This window comes from Paenibacillus andongensis (assembly GCF_025369935.1).
GTDB lineage: Bacteria > Bacillota > Bacilli > Paenibacillales > NBRC-103111 > Paenibacillus_E > Paenibacillus_E andongensis.
This window is the reverse complement of the sequence record NZ_CP104467.1, coordinates 1,546,246-1,563,974: the sequence shown is the minus strand read 5'-3', so window position 1 is coordinate 1,563,974 and position 17,729 is coordinate 1,546,246. Positions and strand designations below refer to the sequence as shown.

At 46.3% G+C, this 17,729-nt stretch carries 11 protein-coding genes; 1 reads left to right on the top strand and 10 read right to left on the bottom strand.

Features of this window, described 5'->3' with window-relative positions:
- Window positions 1-45 precede the first annotated feature (45 nt).
- Entirely contained in the window at window positions 46-249 is a 204-nt protein-coding gene (gene sspI, locus NYR53_RS07215; RefSeq protein ID WP_029195114.1) for a small acid-soluble spore protein SspI, read from the top strand.
- A gap of 220 nt (window positions 250-469) precedes the next feature.
- Here the strand turns inward: sspI and NYR53_RS07210 are convergent, their stop codons facing one another.
- The 10 genes from NYR53_RS07210 to glpK form a co-directional block, all read right to left on the bottom strand.
- Window positions 470-2,131, bottom strand: a complete 1,662-nt coding sequence (locus NYR53_RS07210) for a glycoside hydrolase family 3 protein (protein ID WP_261304545.1) — start codon at window positions 2,129-2,131, stop codon at window positions 470-472.
- A gap of 15 nt (window positions 2,132-2,146) precedes the next feature.
- Window positions 2,147-4,432 (bottom strand): glycoside hydrolase family 3 C-terminal domain-containing protein, encoded by a 2,286-nt coding sequence (locus NYR53_RS07205; protein WP_261304544.1) that lies wholly within the window; start codon window positions 4,430-4,432, stop codon window positions 2,147-2,149.
- A gap of 115 nt (window positions 4,433-4,547) precedes the next feature.
- Window positions 4,548-7,253 carry a family 78 glycoside hydrolase catalytic domain gene (locus tag NYR53_RS07200; RefSeq protein WP_261304543.1) on the bottom strand — a complete coding sequence of 902 codons (2,706 nt, stop codon included), beginning with the start codon at window positions 7,251-7,253 and terminating at the stop codon, window positions 4,548-4,550.
- Window positions 7,254-7,343: 90 nt separating this feature from the next.
- On the bottom strand, window positions 7,344-8,864 hold the full coding sequence (locus NYR53_RS07195) for an ABC transporter substrate-binding protein (protein ID WP_261304542.1): 1,521 nt from the start codon (window positions 8,862-8,864) through the stop codon (window positions 7,344-7,346).
- Window positions 8,865-8,948: 84 nt separating this feature from the next.
- Window positions 8,949-9,833, bottom strand: a complete 885-nt coding sequence (locus NYR53_RS07190; RefSeq protein ID WP_261306297.1) for a carbohydrate ABC transporter permease — start codon at window positions 9,831-9,833, stop codon at window positions 8,949-8,951.
- A gap of 16 nt (window positions 9,834-9,849) precedes the next feature.
- Window positions 9,850-10,827, bottom strand: a complete 978-nt coding sequence (locus NYR53_RS07185; RefSeq protein ID WP_437180133.1) for an ABC transporter permease — start codon at window positions 10,825-10,827, stop codon at window positions 9,850-9,852.
- A gap of 142 nt (window positions 10,828-10,969) precedes the next feature.
- Window positions 10,970-12,580: a response regulator transcription factor gene (locus NYR53_RS07180; protein WP_261304541.1), complete on the bottom strand. Its 1,611-nt coding sequence runs from the start codon at window positions 12,578-12,580 to the stop codon at window positions 10,970-10,972.
- Window position 12,581: 1 nt separating this feature from the next.
- Window positions 12,582-14,327: a sensor histidine kinase gene (locus NYR53_RS07175; protein WP_261304540.1), complete on the bottom strand. Its 1,746-nt coding sequence runs from the start codon at window positions 14,325-14,327 to the stop codon at window positions 12,582-12,584.
- Between the two features lie 151 nt (window positions 14,328-14,478).
- A complete protein-coding gene (locus tag NYR53_RS07170) occupies window positions 14,479-16,218 on the bottom strand; it encodes a DUF5605 domain-containing protein (protein WP_261304539.1) in 1,740 nt (579 codons plus the stop codon).
- A 3-nt stretch (window positions 16,219-16,221) separates the two neighbouring features.
- Window positions 16,222-17,724 carry a glycerol kinase GlpK gene (glpK, locus tag NYR53_RS07165; protein WP_261304538.1) on the bottom strand — a complete coding sequence of 501 codons (1,503 nt, stop codon included), beginning with the start codon at window positions 17,722-17,724 and terminating at the stop codon, window positions 16,222-16,224.
- Window positions 17,725-17,729 lie beyond the last annotated feature (5 nt).

Genomic DNA, 17,729 nt, shown 5'->3' with positions numbered 1-17,729 from the left:
TGCACATATTAATATCGATAACGAAAATGGAAGCGAGGTCCACGAATGAACATCACCTTAAGACAGGCCATCGTCCAGCGAGTCCAGAATAAATCAAATGATGAGCTTCAAGAAGTTATTGAGGACTCCATCGGCGGAGAAGAACGGGTATTGCCAGGGCTTGGTGTGCTTTTCGAAATCATATGGCAGCATAGTGAAGCCAATATTCAAAACCAACTCGTAGAAACGCTCAAAGACCATCTCGAATGACCTACAACCTCTAGCTGGCTAGGGGGCTGCCTATGGCATTCCCTTAGCTGGTTTTATCCTAATCCGGGAACTTACAGGCAGCAGGAAATCTCCCTTGAAGACGGCGAATTGCTGTGCCATTCGGATACGAATCCCAAGCTGGTCCTCTGTGTTTAACCCAAAAAAACCTGCCCAAAAGGACAGGTTCCTACTCCAACTATTTAACTCTCACTACTTCGCCTTATAACTTAGCCCACTCAAGACCGCAGAAAGCATCGATTGGAGACTCTCCTTGAAACGGCTGCTTGCCAATCAAACATCTAATAATTTCCTTCTGTACGGCTAAAGTAGCGTTATAGGCATTTATCATCGTAGGCATGGACGGGAGTTCATAAAGTGTGTACGGATTTCCCAGCGAGATAAACAGGGTCGGCACCTGTGTGGGGTACCATTTGAAGAGTCCGCCTGTTTCCTGGGGTGAAAGCCGCATGGAATTTTGCATGAATCCAGGTGATTTCTGAACAAGAAAGACTACCGCATCTATTTCGTTGCCCTCTTCTTTTACGTTATATTCCCGAACAACCGTGAAGCCTTCCTCACTTAACATCCGGGCGAATTCATCCCCCGTTGCAGCCTTATCGGCAAAAAAGGAAGCCTCATCCGAAGCAGCTAATAGTAAAATCCGCTTGTGCTTTTGAGGTGTTAGTGGTAAGAGGCCTTGTGTATCCTTAACCAGAGTTACCGATTTGCTCGCAATTTCCGCTGCTAACTGCAAATGTTCTGCAGAACCCACCACTCCAAGATCCCTTTCATCCGCATGAGTCAAATGAAGACCAAGTGACGCTTTCAGCGCTAGTATTCTAGTGACCGCTTCATTCAGCCGCTCCTCCGTTAGCACGCCGTCATGGACGCCTCGAAGCATAGCTTGAAAATCTTCCTGCATATCATTCGTAAACAGAAACATATCAACGCTCGATGCAATACATTGAGGAATGATATCTTTACGCCGGCCAAAGCTCGTCATGCCAATCATCGATGTGGCATCAGAAATGATAAGTCCATTAAATCCGAGCTCTTCACGCAGAAGCTTCGTGTTCAATTCGTGTGATAAGGACCCCGGAGTATGTTTGGTTCTTACGTCCGTGATTCCTAATTCTTCATAATAGCTTGGCAGCGAAATGTGAGCGCTCATGACCGTCTTGACTCCGTTCTCGATCGTGGATTTATACACACGGCCGTAGGTCTCGCGCCACTCTTTCATCGTTAATGTATTATTCGTCAGCACCTTATGCTGATCTCGGTCATCCATGCCGTCACCGGGCCAGTGCTTCACGCAGGCAGCCATCCGATTGTTCTTCTGAATAGCCTTCATGACAGGCAGAGCAGTCTGCTCTACGATACCCGGCGTATCGCCGAATGCGCGAATGTTGACGATGGGATTTTGATAGTTGTAATTGATGTCAATGACCGGTCCGTATACCCAGTTGAACCCCATAGCGTGACCCTCAACTTCAATTGCAGCTCCGAACGCGGTTGCAAGTTCTGGATCGTTTGTCGCAGCCAACTGCATATTTGAGGCCAGATTTGTTCCATCGTTTGCCCCGCCTTGTCCTCCGTTCTCAAGATCGCCGGAAACCAATAGCGGTACTTTACTGCGCTTTTGCAAGTCACGGATGATAGCTGCCTGATGCTGCTTCGTTGCATGAGGGGAGAATCCAAATACATGGACTCCGCCTGGGCGAATACCCAGCAAATCCTTTTTATCCCCAGTATCAAACGGAAGATCTACGGTAATAAACAGTTGACCGACTTTTTCTTCCAAGGATAATTCACGTAATGTTTCGTTGACCCACTGAATCGCTGCTTCGTCCAAATGAAACGGTTTTGTTTTCAGATTAATCATGCACGACTCCCCCTTTTATCGCGAACTCACGTTTACTTTTTCTGTGACGGCATTCAAGTTTTTTAAATCGTCAGCCAACATCTCTTCGGAATATTGCCCTTGCCCAAAGCCAATCATTGCGCGCAGCGGCATATATCTCATCATAGCCATCAGCATGTCCGGGTTATCGCCCAAGAGAGCGTCAAAGCCGAATCTCCCAATAAATTCTTTCGCTTTATCGGCCGTGAGCGGATTTGCCATCAAATCGCCGATTAGTGAGTTGCGAGTATACGTCCCCGGAAGAGTGACTGTAGATTCGACCTCAATCGTTGTGCGAAGCTCGATATCCCGCGAAGATTTTCCAAGTAAGATGTCAAATGCCCCGGTTTCCACATACCAATCACCGATTTGAACGTTGTAGTAAGCGAAAGATCTTTTATCCAAAACAAAGGTAACAGTTTGTTGTTCTCCTGGCTGCAGCTCGATTTTTTGGAAGCCTTTCAGCTCTTTTTGCGGACGATTGACGCTGCTCTGAACGTCTTTGACGTAGAGTTGAACGATTTCTTTTCCGGCATAGTCCCCTGTATTTTTCACAGTCACTTGAACGGTAACCGTCTCATTATCTTTGATCGCTGTTTTGTCTACCTGAAGATCGCTGTATGCGAAATTGGTATAGCTGAGTCCGAATCCGAATGGGAATAAAGGCTCAATCTCTTTGGTATCGTAATAACGGTAACCGACAAAGACGCCTTCTCTATATTCCACTTTGTCGCCCTCACCCGGGAAATTCAAGAAGGATGGGTTGTCACTTAGTTTCACAGGGAACGTTTCCGCAAGCTTGCCGCTTGGATTCGCGAGGCCAAACAACAAGTCTGCTACCGCACCGCCAAAAGATTGCCCTCCCAGGTATCCCTCCAACACGGCTTTCGCTTTGCCGATCCAAGGCATTTCTACCGGCGAGCCGTTGCTCAAAATAACGATAAGGTTGCTTTGAACTTCCGCCACCGCTTCGATCAGTGCGCGATGATTGGCTGGAATGGCCATATGCGTTCGGTCATACCCTTCCGATTCGTAGCGATCCGGCAGTCCGACAAATAGAACAGCCACATCCGCATTCGCCGCTGTTTCCTTTGCCTCTCTTATCAAATCTTCATCGATTTCATCGTTATCCAGCTTGTAGCCTTGCGAATAGATAATTTGTGCGCCGTCTCCTGTGACATTCATCATTTCTTCAAGCGCATCGTCCAGCGTGGTCGGATTGACATGTGAGCTGCCGCCGCCCTGATAACGCGGGTTCTTGGCAAACTCACCGATGACAGCAATCTTCCCTTGCTTGCGGAGCGGAAGAATATCCCCTTCATTCTTGAGAAGCACCATGCTTTCATGTGCAGCTTTTCGTGCCAACAAATGATGTGCTGCCGGATCGTAAACAGCTTCTGTCTTCCTGCTATCTGCAGCCTTAAAGATGAAGGTCAACATCCGTTCAACCGCAACATTCAGCGTTTCCTCCGAAAGCTCCCCGCTTTTCACTGCCGCAACAATCTTGGCGTCTCCGATTCCTGCACTTGAAGGCATTTCCAGTTCCAAGCCAGCCTGAAGAGATTTTACACGTTCGTTAACCGCACCCCAGTCTGAAACAACAAAACCTTCAAAACCCCATTCATCCCGCAAAACCTGTGTCAGCAAAAATGCGTTCTCCGAAGCATATTCACCGTTGACTTGATTGTAAGAACACATCACGCTCCACGGTTGTGCCTGCTTCACAGCGCCTTCAAAGCTGGCTAAATAGATTTCCCGCAGTGTCCGCTCGTCAATGACAGCATCCGTGGACATTCTCCGATGCTCCTGGTTATTGGCGGCAAAGTGCTTAAGTGAGGTGCCAACGCCCTGACTTTGAACGCCTTTGATGTGATTGGCCGCCATTTCCGATGAAAGGTACGGATCCTCCGAGAAGTATTCGAAATTTCTGCCGCACAGAGGCGACCTTTTGATATTGGCTCCCGGCCCAAGAAGGACCGCAACGTCTTCCGCTTGACATTCCTTCCCTAATGCCTCGCCTACTTTGCCGATCAGCTCACGATTCCACGAGGAAGCCATTCCCGCAGCAGAAGGGAAGCAAGTTGCAGGTACACTATTATGAAGGCCAAGGTGATCTGCATCTTTTTTTTGTTTCCGTAAGCCGTGAGGACCATCCGTCACCATAAGTGAGGGGATACCGAGCCTCTCTATACCTTTCGTATGCCAGAAATCCAAACCTGAACATAAGCCCGCCTTCTCTTCCAGCGTCAGTTTGGAAATTAGTTCTTGGATTTTCGAATTCATGGGTTTCTCCTCCAGTAAATAGAAGTTAGTTTTATACCACGCCCTAGTGAGAGCGGAAAATGCATTCCTTATTTCCTGTCACTTCAGCCATTGAGGAACGTAGATGCCTTAAAACTTAGCCAAAAACAAACGGCTTCACTTCCGGAAGCGGCGGTATAGGCTGTGTCAACACATAGCTGAAACTGTATTGACCCGAACCCGCTTCTAAGCTCACTCCCATATCAGCTGCCTTAATATTCCAAATACCAGCTGCCTCTTTAAGTGCTGTTCCGCCTTCTGTCACACCATCCGCCGGAGCGTAAGGCAAGCGAATTTCAGCCGTTGTGTTCGGCGGAATCACCACCTGAATGTCTAATCGTTCACCATCCGATTTCGACCAGCGGCAGCTAACCTCCCCATACATCGTGTCGATACGCCCCTCTGCCCATGTCAGGCCATCACCAGGCATGGGGCGAATGATTACCCTTTTATAGCCAGTATGCTGTTCATCCGTATCAATTCCAGCAACAACACGGTAAAGCCAGTCTCCAATGGCTCCGTAAGCATAATGATTAAAGGAATTCATATCCGGACTCCAAAAACTGCCGTCCGGCTTAATCCCATCCCAGTGCTCCCAGATGGTCGTGGCGCCTTTGGTCACTTGATACAGCCAAGATGGATAATCCTGCTGAAGTAACAGCTTATAAGCGAATTCCGATTTGCCGTTATCGCTCAGCACGTGGTTCAAATAAGGAGTGCCGACAAATCCGGTAGTTAGATGAAACTTCTCCTCTTCGAGCAATTCAAGCAGCTTGTGCACGGCACGTTCCTTGGCATCGCCCTCGACAAGTCCAAACATAAGGGACAGCACCTGTCCCGTCTGAGTAGGCACAGATAAGCGACCAGTTGGCGTGACGAACTCCTGTGTAAAAGCATCGAGAATACGCGTATGCAGCTCTGCATAACGTCCCGCTTCCTCTGACCTCCCAAGCACCACGGCTGCTTTCTGCACCAACGACACGGAATAAGCATAGTAGGCCGTTGCTACAAAATCTCGCGCTGTAGCTCCTATATAGCTGTCTGGTCGAGAATCCAATGCAAGCCAATCCCCGAAATGAAAGCCGGAATTCCACAAGTATTCGTTGTCGCCTTGGCGCTTGATATACTCCACCCATGCCTTCATACTTTCGTACTGCTCTTCCAACACCCGCTTATCCCCATAGCAGACATAAAGAGTCCACGGAATAATGACCGCAGCATCTCCCCATGCGGAAGCGGACTGCGCTTTCTCACTCAACACATTGGGAACTACAAACGGCACGCCTCCGTCAAGCTCCGCTTGCTCGGCCTTCAAATCATGCAGCCACTTCCTGAAGAAAGGCACTACATTCGACAAATAGGCGGACGTACGGGCAAACACCTGAGCATCCCCTGTCCAACCCAGCCTCTCATCTCTTTGCGGGCAGTCCGTAGGAACGTCCAGGAAATTCCCTTTCAGCCCCCATCGAATATTATGCTGAAGCTGGTTAACAAGCGGATCGGAGCATGTGAACTCTCCCGTTGTCTCCATATCTGAGTGCAGCACGATACCTGTAAAATCCTCCAGACGGATCGGTTCTGGAAACCCAACAAGCCGGATATACCGAAAACCTTGGAAAGTAAAATGAGGTTCGAAAGTTTCTCTCTCTCCTCCTTTGAGCACATAGCGGATCGTTTGCTTCGCTTTACGGATGTTGTCCAAGTAGAAGTTGCCTTCAGCATCCAATATTTCGGCATGACGGATGCTGACCTCCTGACCAGCGTCCCCCTGCACGGTAAACCGGATCCATCCGACCATGTTTTGACCCATGTCAATGACCGTTTCTCCCATGGGTGTCGTGATAAGCTCGATAGGTTGAATGCTCTCGATTTTACGGACAGGCACGTTCTCCTGTGCCACCAAAATGTCTTTGCGTTGTTCGATCACATCGACAGGATGCCAGTCACTATCATCGTAATCTCCACGGCTCCAATCGGGCCGCTCCAGCCGCGCATCATACGTTTCACCGTCATAGATTTCCGACATCAAGATCGGACTTCCCGACACTTTCCAACTATTATCAGAAACGATAACTTCTTGCCTGCCATCCGCATAATCAATGTGGATTTGTATGAAAAGCGCAGTCCGGTTTCCGTAATGCTCGTTTTTCCCGTCCCATCCAAGAACACCTTTATACCAGCCGCTGCCTAATAAAGCGCCAATTCCGTTCTTTCCGCTGCTCAGCAGTTCCGTAACATCATAAGTTTGGTATTGAAGACGATGCTTATAGCTGGTCCATCCCGGAGCAAAATAGTGGTCCCCCACCCGTTTCCCATTCAACTCTAACTCATAGATGCCAAGCGCTGAGGCGTAGACACGGGCCGCGCTTACTTCGCTATCAATGAGAAATTCCCGCCGAAACATTGGAACTTGATCGGTGCCCGCTGTCAGCGCTGGGGGAGCACTGATCCATTTAGCCGACCACTCCGAAGAATCTATGAATCCGGTTTCAAAGTTAGCCTGATCAGACCAGCCAGAACTTAGCCCATGCTGATTCCAAGCTTGAACGCGGTAGTGATACCGTTTACGCGCAGCCATTTGAAGCCCTATTAATTCCACGTGAACCGATTGATCTGAATCCACTTTCCCAGAGTCCCAAACCGGCTGTTGAAAATCCGCGTCTTCTGCCACTTCGATGCGGTAAGCCGATTGTACCGCTGCTCTTTCTGAAGATTGCAATCGCCAGCTAATCCTGGGAGTCTTGTGATCTAACCCAATCGGATTCACTTGATATTCACAACGAAGATCTTTCACTTTAAACATGACTATGTAACCTCCTACTCAGAATGTACGATCAAAATTTAAGAAAGAAACCGTACCCCACCTGTTGTAGAGTACGGTTCAAGTTCATCCTTATTTACCTGCAGCTTTAGCCCAAGCATCAATCTGTTTTTGTTTCTCTGCGATGATCTTATCGAGTCCCGCAGTTTTGAGCTTCGCATTGAACTCGGCTGTCAATGCCGGATCTAATGTACCGCTTTCCAGACCTACTTTATATTGATTGATAACGTTAGTCGCAGCAGCAAGTTCTGTTTTAACCGGGTCTACGTTGAAAGTAAAGCCGACTGCTTTCGATTTAATCGCAGCGTCATTATGCTTTTTGGTCAAATCCCAAATTTTCGGATCTGTACCTTCCCATACGTAGGTCAGGAAGTTATTGCCGACTTCCCACTGGTTGAATTGGTAACCGCTTTGCTTAACGCCATCTGGAAGCGCAATGATGTTATCCGATTTTTTTACATAGTGCTTTCCTTCAATACCCAGGGAGACCAAGTTGGCAATGTCTTTGTCCGTGTACATCATGTTCATGAATTGCATAGCTCTCTCAGGGTCTTGACTGTTCTTCGTGATCGACATCATGAAGCCTGTGATCGAAACAGACGTTTGCAAAGGCTTCGTCAATCGAACAGCAACCATTTCTTTTCCGGACAAATTCGTTTCCTGCGCCTCAAAGCCCGGCTTCATATTCGATGTATAAGAGAACGCCTTACCCGCTTTGACCAGGTTAACTCCCGTCTCTTGCGAAGTAGCGATATCTTTCATAATATAACCTGCCTGATACCATTTACGAGCTAATGCAATAGCGTCTGTAAATTCCTTTGTTTCGAACAGATTCACGATTTTGGTGCTGTTCCCCGGATCGGCAAGTACACCCAGATTGTCTCCTAATGTATCCACGATAGAGTTGTACATATTGGTTCCCGGCATACCAGTGTTCGTTTGCTGTACTAAAGGCGCCAGTCCTGGCTCGTTATCTTTGATCGTTTGGAACACAGGATCCAGATCCGCCCAAGTTTTGATTTTGCTCAAATCAATCTTGTACTTGTCCACCAAATCCTTCCTCATGATCAAGCCATTGTCAGACCCAATATCTCTTAAGCTTGGAACCCCATACACTTTTCCGTCGATCTTGGATCCATTAATTAAATCCATGCCAACTGTGTCTACAAGACCTTTGCCATATTTCTTAAGCAAATCGTCTAATGGCTCTAATTGACCTTTCGCGACTTGGCTGCCGAAGTTGCCAATGATAGAGGAAGAGACCATCAGATCCAGCTTCTCGCTTCCTGCGAGCATCAGATTCATTTGCTGCGTCCAAGCGGAAATACTGATAGGCACCAGCTTAACGGTTGCATTGATTTTTTCTTTGGTAATTTTGCTGATTGCCTCAGACACGAGATTCGAGTCCGGCATATCATTTAGCTGTATATACGCCATCGTGATTTCATAGGGCTTGGAATTCGCAGGCTTAGCGCTATCTGTCGCTGATTTATTCCCATCATCGCTAGTGCTGCTGCCACAAGCTGAAAGCAAGGTCGACGTTGCAAGAACAACACTTAATAATCCACTGGCTCTTTTCCATTTCTTTTCCATGGTTCATAATCCCCCTAATGTATATGAATAATGGTTGATCTATACTAATCGAATCCGAAAGGGATTCAAGAGTAGCCTCGGTCGTTAACCTTTTATAGCACCAAGCGTAAGACCTTTGACGAAAAATTTCTGAAAAAATGGATAAGCGCAGAAGATCGGAACGATCCCGATAACAGCTATAGCCATGCGAACCGAATCTGTCGGTATGTTCGAAGAAGCTTGTGAGGCGTTGGTCATGCTGCTCTTCTGAAGGAACTGAATATCGCTCAGCATCCGATTCAGCATATTTTGAATACTGAAGAGCTTGCTATCGGTTACATAAATCAATCCATTAAACCAATCGTTCCAATAGGAAATACCCAGCATCAGTCCGATGGTAGCCAGAATCGGCAGCGAGAGCGGAAGCACGATGCGGTAAAAAATCTTGAATTCGGAAGCGCCGTCAATATACGCCGATTCAATAATCGCTGCCGGAATCGAAGTGCTGAAGAACGTTCGGATTAGTAAAATGTAAAAACCGTTTGTAAGTAATCCCGGGATGATAAGCGCCAAAATCGTATTTTTAATATGGAAAAATTCGGTGTAAATCAGATAGGTCGACACAAGTCCGCCGTTAAAGAGCAAGGTGAAAAACACGAGAAACGACATTACTTTGCGAAGCGGCATATCACTGCGTGATAAAGGATAGGCGAGCATCGTCGAGATAGCCAAACCCACAACCGTCCCGAAGATCGTAATGAAAACCGTGATGCCATAAGCCCGAAACAACGAAGTTGAGCTCTTCATCATATACTTGTACGCATCTAAACTAAACACACTTGGTAAGAGTGAATAACCATCATTGATAATTGCTTTCTGATCGGTAAAAGATGCCATAACAAGCAGGACAAACGGGAAGATGCTGGCACAGGCCATGAGAATAAAGATCAGGTTGACCGCGTATTGATTCATGTGATTCGATTTCAAGATAGCACGCTCCTTTCTTTTAGAATAAAGCTTGTTCCGGGCTTTTGCGGCGAATGATAAAGTTGGATACTAGCACCAATACGAATCCTACGACTGACTGGTAAAATCCTGCCGCTGAAGACATTCCGATGTCGCCGAGCGTCATTAAACCCCGGTATACATACGTGTCGATAACATCCGTTGTTGGCTGTAGTGGGCCAGAATTTAGAGGCACCTGATAGAACAAACCGAAATCTGAATAGAAGATGCGTCCAATGCTTAACAAGGCCATGATAATGATTGCCGGTGATAGAAGCGGTAGCGTTATCGTGCGGATTTGCTGCCATTTGTTCGCGCCATCTAGCGTTGCTGCTTCATAATATTCGTTATCGATCCCAACAATAGCTGCCAAGAAGATGATGCATAAGTAACCCACATTTTTCCAAATGTTTACTATTGTTAAGATGTATGGCCAGTATTTAGGTTCTGAATACCAGGAGATAGGATCGATTCCGAACAGCGGTAAAATATGATGATTGAGGAAACCGTTCTCTCCATTCAACATGGCAAGTGCTAAATATCCGACGATAACCATGGAGATTAGATAGGGTAATAGAATGACACTCTGGTAAAAACGGGACATGAACCGATTTTTCACTTCATTCAGTAAAATAGCTACAGCGACGGCTAGAGCCAAATTGATGATAATGAAGAGCCCATTGTACAGAATCGTATTTCGGGTAATGACCCAGGCATCAGCGGTTTTAAACAAATATTCGAAATTTTTGAGACCAGCCCATTCACTTCCAAATATCCCTTTGCGGTAGTTGATATTTTTAAAGGCAATGATAATCCCAAACATAGGGAGATAATTGTTAATTATCAAATAAATCATGCCAGGCAAGACCATTAAAAATAGCGCACGGTAGCGTTTAAACGTTTTCAACGTCTTCTGCAGCGTACCCGTCTTCCTTACAACCTTAGCGTTTTCGTATAAAACTTCTGCTTTGGTGTTCATCGGATGTCAACTCCTTTTCTTTATAGTTCTAGTATAGAAGAAGTTTAACTAGACTGCTCACCACGAATACGACTTTATACTTTAGGTTTTCCGACATTTTCGAAAAAAAGACTCCACGCCTATGTTTTAGGGCGGAGTCTTTCTATCTTTTCTCAAATTGTTTTCTATATTCATTAGGATTCATACATACTGCCTTTTTGAAAAGCGTCGAGAAGTAAGAAACATTCGAATAACCCGCTAATAGCGCTATATCGATAATGGATTTATCCGAGCCCGCAAGTAAATCCTTGGCATATTGGATCCGCTGCTGCTGCAAATAGTCAGAAATGGATAAGCCTGTTTCTTTTTTGAACACCCGTGTCAAATAATCCGGATTTAAAAATACGTGTGCCGCGATAATATCCCTGGATAATTCCGATACGGAAATATGAGCCGCAACGTATTGTTTCACCTTTTCAACAACGGACATGCCCCCTTCGGTCGAATGGATCTGATTCATAGCCACCTCGATGACGTATTGCACCCATTCTTCCAAAGCGGTTATAGATCTCAGAACCAGTTCCGGCTTTTCCGTGAATAGATTGGCTGCAAATACTTTATTCGCTTGTAAACCCTTCATCTGAAGAACGAAGAACAGCATTTGAAGAAAATCCTGATAGAAGCTGTGCAAGAGCGGGGCGCCAATTCCTTCTCTGGTCTCTCTTAACGATTGGAACAATAACTTAACCTCGTTCAACAGCTTTTCCTTTGATCCTTGCTTCATCCACTCTGCCCAGTCATTCAAAGATGGAAGTTCTACCTTGCACTCACCCTTCTTCACATCCCAAAGCACGATGGTTTCATTTACAACAGAAACATTGTCTCGATCCAAATCGTTCAGCCTTTTCACCATAGGCACGACTTCACGAAGAGACGCGGGTTCGCTGATATAGCAGCATAGATCACAGTAGAAGTATTGATTGCAGGATTGCACGTATTCCTCGCATACTTCCCGAAGCTCCAACATTTGATGTTGGCGTTCATATGGGACCATGATCAATAAACACCCAATATCCGGAGAGATGATCGCTGTATGCTGATTGTCTCGTGTAATTTTCTCTTCTGCGGCATTCTTCAATGCATATTCCATAATTCGTTCATCCCGCTGATTCAGGTTCTTATGCCAACGCCTAACGCGAATCATAATCATCACAAACCGCATAGCATCCAAGGATAATAAATTATACTTTTGTAAATGTTCCGTTATCTTATCCTTGGTCGACGGAATCGATTGTTGGATCAGATCCTGCCAAAAGCGTTCTTTCATCAAAGGCTGATGGGACTCCCATAGCTGGTAATAATGCTTATAGGTTTCTTCGAAGGAAAGAAGCTCCTGATCTTTTTTAATTTTGGCCAAAACCTTCAGGATCACCTCTTCAAGCTCTTCGTAATCCACAGGCTTCAGCAAGTACTCGAAGCTGCCCAATTGGATGGCTCGCTTCGCATACGAGAAATCGGAATGACACGTTAAAAATATCGTCTCTGTTCGGGGATAATGCTCTCTGACCCAGCTCAATAAATCCATGCCGGAACCCTGGGGCATTTCGATATCACAGATCATCAAATCAATCGGAGATGCTGCATAGATTTCTTGGGCTTGCTTCATACTATGGGCCGTATGAACCGTAGAAATATGGAGCTTGTCCCAATCTACACCGGCCTTTAACCCTCTCACCGCGTGCACTTCGTCGTCGACGATTAACACATGAACCATATTACTCACCTCCTGTAGGTGGAACATTTGCCGGTATGCGGATTCGCACGCACGCGCCTTTGCCGGCTTCATTATAGAAATCAATAGCGGCTTTATCGGCATACAACAAGTGTAGTCTACGTTTGACATTCCAGATCCCGATGTGTTCCCCTTCATCACTAGTCAAATCCATATTGCTTTTCAATAATTCCAAAATAGGATCCGGAAAGCCTGCTCCTGTATCCTCGATATGAATAACCACCCATTGGTTTTCTTCGTCTTCCTGCGTATTCACGCGGATATCGATCCGAATCTGTTCATCCATATTAACCGCATGTTTAATGGAATTCTCCACCATCGTCTGAATGACAAGCGGAGGGATCTGCAGTGAAAGAACAGCTTCTGGCGCTTCAATCTGATACGATAAAATCCCCGGAAATCGAAGCTCTTGAATACGCAAGTAGTTCTGGGTATGAAGCAGTTCATCCTTGAGTGTTACCAAATAGGAAGTACTTCGGAACATAAACCGGAAGTAAGCAACTAGACACTTCGTCATCTCTTGTATTAATTTAAAATCCTTTACTGTTGCCAGATTATAGACGATGTTCAGTGAATTCAAAAAGAAGTGAGGGTTGATCTGAAGCTGTAGATGCTTAAGTTCCGCTTGCTGATGCATTAATTTTTCTTCATAGACATTAATTTTCAAATGTTGAATCTCAGTGATCATCCGGTTATAGGTTTCATTCATCATACTAAACTCGGTAGAGGTCGGATAATGATCGATTTGCGAATTCCAACGCCCATCGCCTAATTTTCTCATCGCCAGAATGATCCGATTGATCGGCAGCAAAAACACTTTTCTCATGTAAAAGACAAATATCAGCAGAAATACGATGGCTCCAATCGATATGATGGAAGAAATACGTTGTAAATAAGGTAGTTTCTCCAAAGCCGTTTCCTCGGGAATTAAGGCGAATAAATAAAAGTTTCCTTTCTTCGACGGTTCCCCCATAACTAAATAATCCGCATTCGTTCCCGAGAGTGTGTAAGCCTGATTGGTTAGTGCTAAATGAATGCCTTTCTGTGCAATTAATTCTCCGTGACTCATGGGTTCTAGTCGTTCCGAGGTCAGAAGCGCCGCACCATTAGATCCCAGGTCAATGAGTTGAAGAGGGATCATCAGCTTCTTTGCATCTACCCATGCCCCAACATAGACATCACCGGTTTTTATCACATGATAGACATAGTGATTTCCTTCCGATTGCCAGGTATACCATTGATAAACATTTGGAGTCACTGAGCTATCCTGCAGCATCCTTACAATTTCATTTGCAACCTGGTTACGTTCATCAAAGCTGCTTCCAAAACCTTGCGTCATGAGCAAATCTTTGTTTAGGCTGGAATATATAAAAAACGAATCGATTCCCTTGTAATAGCTGACACTGTTGTTGATCGTTTGAAACAGACGAAGCTTGGCTTTCATATAATTATTTTCGTTCGCAATCCTGTCCGTATCCAAATCAAGTAAATCCAAATTCGTTTGTGATAAGTTGATCAAAAAGTTGTCCACTTCCTGCAAATTGCGATCAATCTGCCCCATGTATAAGCTCAGCATGTTTTTATTGGACTGGGCCACTTGGTTGCGAACGACTTGAGCCGAGTAATAGTTGATAACAAGCAGAACGACGATAAGTGGAACAATCGTGAATAATAACCCAGAGAAAAGCTTGAAACGCAAGGAGTTCAGCCATAATTTCAGTTTTCGCATGAAGACGCTCTCCTCTATAAGGTGTAAGGTCTCCCTATTGTACAACGAAGACAGGAACAAATCACCCTGCGATGTAACCTCTTTCATTGAAAAAAAATGACATGCCAAACTGTTGTCAGCTTGCATGCCATTATTGTTGTCGCTTAAAACTCTATATCTTCCGTAATCTAACGGCTATATACGGTGTCCCAGGCAGCTCAATCCGGAAGGCTCCCTCATAGGTCCCAGCCTGCTCTTGGATGGTCATATTCCATGTGTCGATAACATCCACTTTGTAACGGACGCCTGGCTTCATGTTGTAATTTCTGAAACTAGGTTGGTTAAAGCCGTAGTAGTACAAGTAATATTCATCGGGAATGCCGGCTGAAGGAACATCCCACTCGGACTTTAACGGATTTAGACCTTCTGCTGGTCCCTCTTCCATGATTTTGCGTAGGAAACCGATCCGTTCAGGGCTGCTCCCGTACAGTTTCCCACCCTTCGACCACCATAGGATGTCCTCGTCATGCAAATAGGTTTCACCGTGACCGACATAACCGCCTCGAATGGCGCCTTCCCAGAAGCGGCGCACCATTTCCTGTCCGGAAATGTTCCCCCAACCCTGATCAATGTTCCCTTCATACGCGCATTCGTCAATGACAATTGGCTTCTGCCACTGCTCCCGCCAATCGTTGGTATTTTCCGCAGTCCGGTAAACATCGACCCGCTGTATACTGCAATGAGTGATCCAAGGCCGATTGTAATCGTAGAAGCCGAAACAATTGTGAATGGAGATCAAATGATGATACGGATCATTCTCCGTTACGATCTCAGCGAAGCGTTCCCAATCTTCGGTCTCCTTTTTCCACATCAAATCGTATTCATTCGCGAGTGACCACCAGACATGACGATAAGCCGATAACCGAGCCGTCAAATAACGCAGGTAACGGTCATCTGCGGATTTGGACATTTCGGAGAAACCCCAGCGGTCATAACCATGGAATAAAATCAAGTCAGCTTCGATGCCAAGCTTCCCAAGATCAGCGATTCTATTTTCCAAGTGCTGAAAGAAGGCAGGATTGAATCGGGTATAATCCCAACCTTCTTCCACGGAGCCCTCGTAAGGGTAATACACCGGCTCATTCGCGTTGAACTGGTAGGATTTCGGGAAGACGCACATACGCATCTTATTGAACGGGGCGGTTTTAAGCGTAGCTAACGTCTCTTCCTCCAACTCATCGCCTTGATGGGTCCAGACGTAACTGGTGGTCCCGACCGGAATATATGGCGTCCCGTCCTCGTAAGCGAAATGGAAGGTATTCTTGACCCGTACCGGTCCATGACTCCCCTCAGCCTGGGCTATGCATATAAATTGCCCTGTAAGTCCACTAAGGGAGCGCGCGTTGCTGTTGGTTCTGTACATCCACGTACCTTCCACATCCGGCATAAAACGGATCCGATAAATTCCTTCCCCGTCATAAAAACCTAGGGTTCGGACAACACGGCCTTCAAAGCTGAATTCAGCCCCCAAGCTTACATCCACGAACGGATTTCCATGTTGAGGCCCTTGAAGCGTTAGCTCGTAGACGCCCCATTTGTCGATTTGATTGGGCGCATTGATTCTCGCCGACCCCAGAGCTACGGATTCGTTCTCATAATCGAGCGCTGGTGTGATATCTACATCCGTTTCTGTTTCAACTTCGATTAGTGACAATTCCGTGAGCATCGACTCCAGCAATTCCGGAGCTATTGACCAAGCTGGATTGAACGCAGCGTATGAGGGCAGCGTATTTTTCTTAATGAACGAAAGAAATGGGGAATCTTTGAGATGAGGTAAATATTTCAAAAGCACGGCTCGACCTGCTGTATTCTCCCAAATTTGACCGATCTTCGAATTTTCACTAAACGTCATGATCTAGGCCTCCGTCTTCTTGTTTAGTACCGAATCTACGGCACGGTTCCATCCGTTGATATGCTGCTCACGTATGTTTTCCTGCATCTTTGACTCATAAACGGAATAAGCTTGGCTTCGGTTCTTAATCTCTTCGAGCGATAACCAATAACCGACCCCTAACCCTCCCAAATAAACGGAACCCATCGCGGAAAGCTCGGCAACCTCCGATTTGATGACGCTGCGTTCCAGAACATCTGCTTGAAATTGCATAAGCGTGATATTATCGGAAGCGCCACCATCTGCTCGCAGTTCTTTCAGCCTGATGCCGGATTCAGCTTGCATCAACTCTACCGCATCCTTGACTTGATAGGCAATGCTTTCAAGCGCTGCACGGATGATGTGCGACCTTCCACTTCCCCTGCTCATCCCCATAATGGCCGCCCGGGCATAGGGGTCCCAGTAAGGAGCGCCTAGTCCGACGAACGCCGGAACTAGATAGACACCTTCGTTATTCGGAGCTTGAGCTAGCAATTCCTCCATCTCCTCAAAACTGCTAAAGAGGCCCAGTTGGTCGCGAACCCATTTAATCGTATCGCCGGAGGTGCGGATAATAGCTTCAAGCGCATAGGTGATCTTGCCGCTCATCCCCCATGCAATGGTCGTCACCAAGCCATTTCCAAGCTGATCATGCTTCTCACCGATGTTCATGAGTACGGAGGTGCCGGTTCCATAAGTTGCTTTGGCCATACCGGCATCAAAGCATTGATTGCCAAATAAAGCAGCTTGAGAGTCGCCTATGATGCCAGAGATAGGAATCTTTGCAGAGAACAACGCTGGATCCTGCGTATAGCCGAAAATCTCATCTGACGATTTAACCTCAGGCAGTAAGGCAGATGGAACCTGGAACCATTTACATAATTCTGTGTCCCACTCTAATGTATGGATATTGAATAATGACGTTCGGCTAGCATTCGTAAAGTCAGTGGCATGCACGCTGCCCCCTGTGAGTTTCCAAAGGAGCCAACTGTCTATCGTACCAGCCAGAAGCTTTCCTTGTTCGAGTTTCTCCCTAGCACCTTCTGCATGCTCCAATATCCATCCCCACTTGGTGGCAGAGAAGTAAGGGTCGAGGAGCAGGCCCGTCTTGGCTCGAACGATTTCTTCCATATTGGCAGCTTTATACTCCGCGCATCGATCCGCTGTCCGCTGACACTGCCAAACGATAGCGGGATAGACGGGCAGACCTGATGTTCGATCCCAAACCACGGCTGTTTCTCTCTGATTGGTGATGGTCAGTCCGGCTAACTGATCGGTTTTAATACCGGCCAATCCCATGGCATAATGAGCTGTTCTTTTGACATTGTCATAAATCTCAACTGGATCGTGCTCCACCCAGCCAGGCTGCGGATAACTCTGCTTATGTTCGGCCGTACTGCGAGCGATAATACGTCCGGAACGATCTACGATCAAGGCCTTCGTACCCGATGTACTTTGATCTATGGCTAGGATATAGGTTTCAATCATGAGCT

Bases quoted from the DNA above. Each gene is read 5' to 3' on its own strand.
- sspI (WP_029195114.1), top strand. From the start codon at position 46: ATGAACATCACCTTAAGACAGGCCATCGTCCAGCGAGTCCAGAATAAA.
- NYR53_RS07210 (WP_261304545.1), bottom strand. From the start codon at position 2,131: ATGATTAATCTGAAAACAAAACCGTTTCATTTGGACGAAGCAGCGATT.
- NYR53_RS07205 (WP_261304544.1), bottom strand. From the start codon at position 4,432: ATGAATTCGAAAATCCAAGAACTAATTTCCAAACTGACGCTGGAAGAG.
- NYR53_RS07200 (WP_261304543.1), bottom strand. From the start codon at position 7,253: ATGTTTAAAGTGAAAGATCTTCGTTGTGAATATCAAGTGAATCCGATT.
- NYR53_RS07195 (WP_261304542.1), bottom strand. From the start codon at position 8,864: ATGGAAAAGAAATGGAAAAGAGCCAGTGGATTATTAAGTGTTGTTCTT.
- NYR53_RS07185 (WP_437180133.1), bottom strand. From the start codon at position 10,827: ATGAACACCAAAGCAGAAGTTTTATACGAAAACGCTAAGGTTGTAAGG.
- NYR53_RS07180 (WP_261304541.1), bottom strand. From the start codon at position 12,580: ATGGTTCATGTGTTAATCGTCGACGACGAAGTGCACGCGGTGAGAGGG.
- NYR53_RS07175 (WP_261304540.1), bottom strand. From the start codon at position 14,327: ATGCGAAAACTGAAATTATGGCTGAACTCCTTGCGTTTCAAGCTTTTC.
- NYR53_RS07170 (WP_261304539.1), bottom strand. From the start codon at position 16,218: ATGACGTTTAGTGAAAATTCGAAGATCGGTCAAATTTGGGAGAATACA.
- glpK (WP_261304538.1), bottom strand. From the start codon at position 17,724: ATGATTGAAACCTATATCCTAGCCATAGATCAAAGTACATCGGGTACG.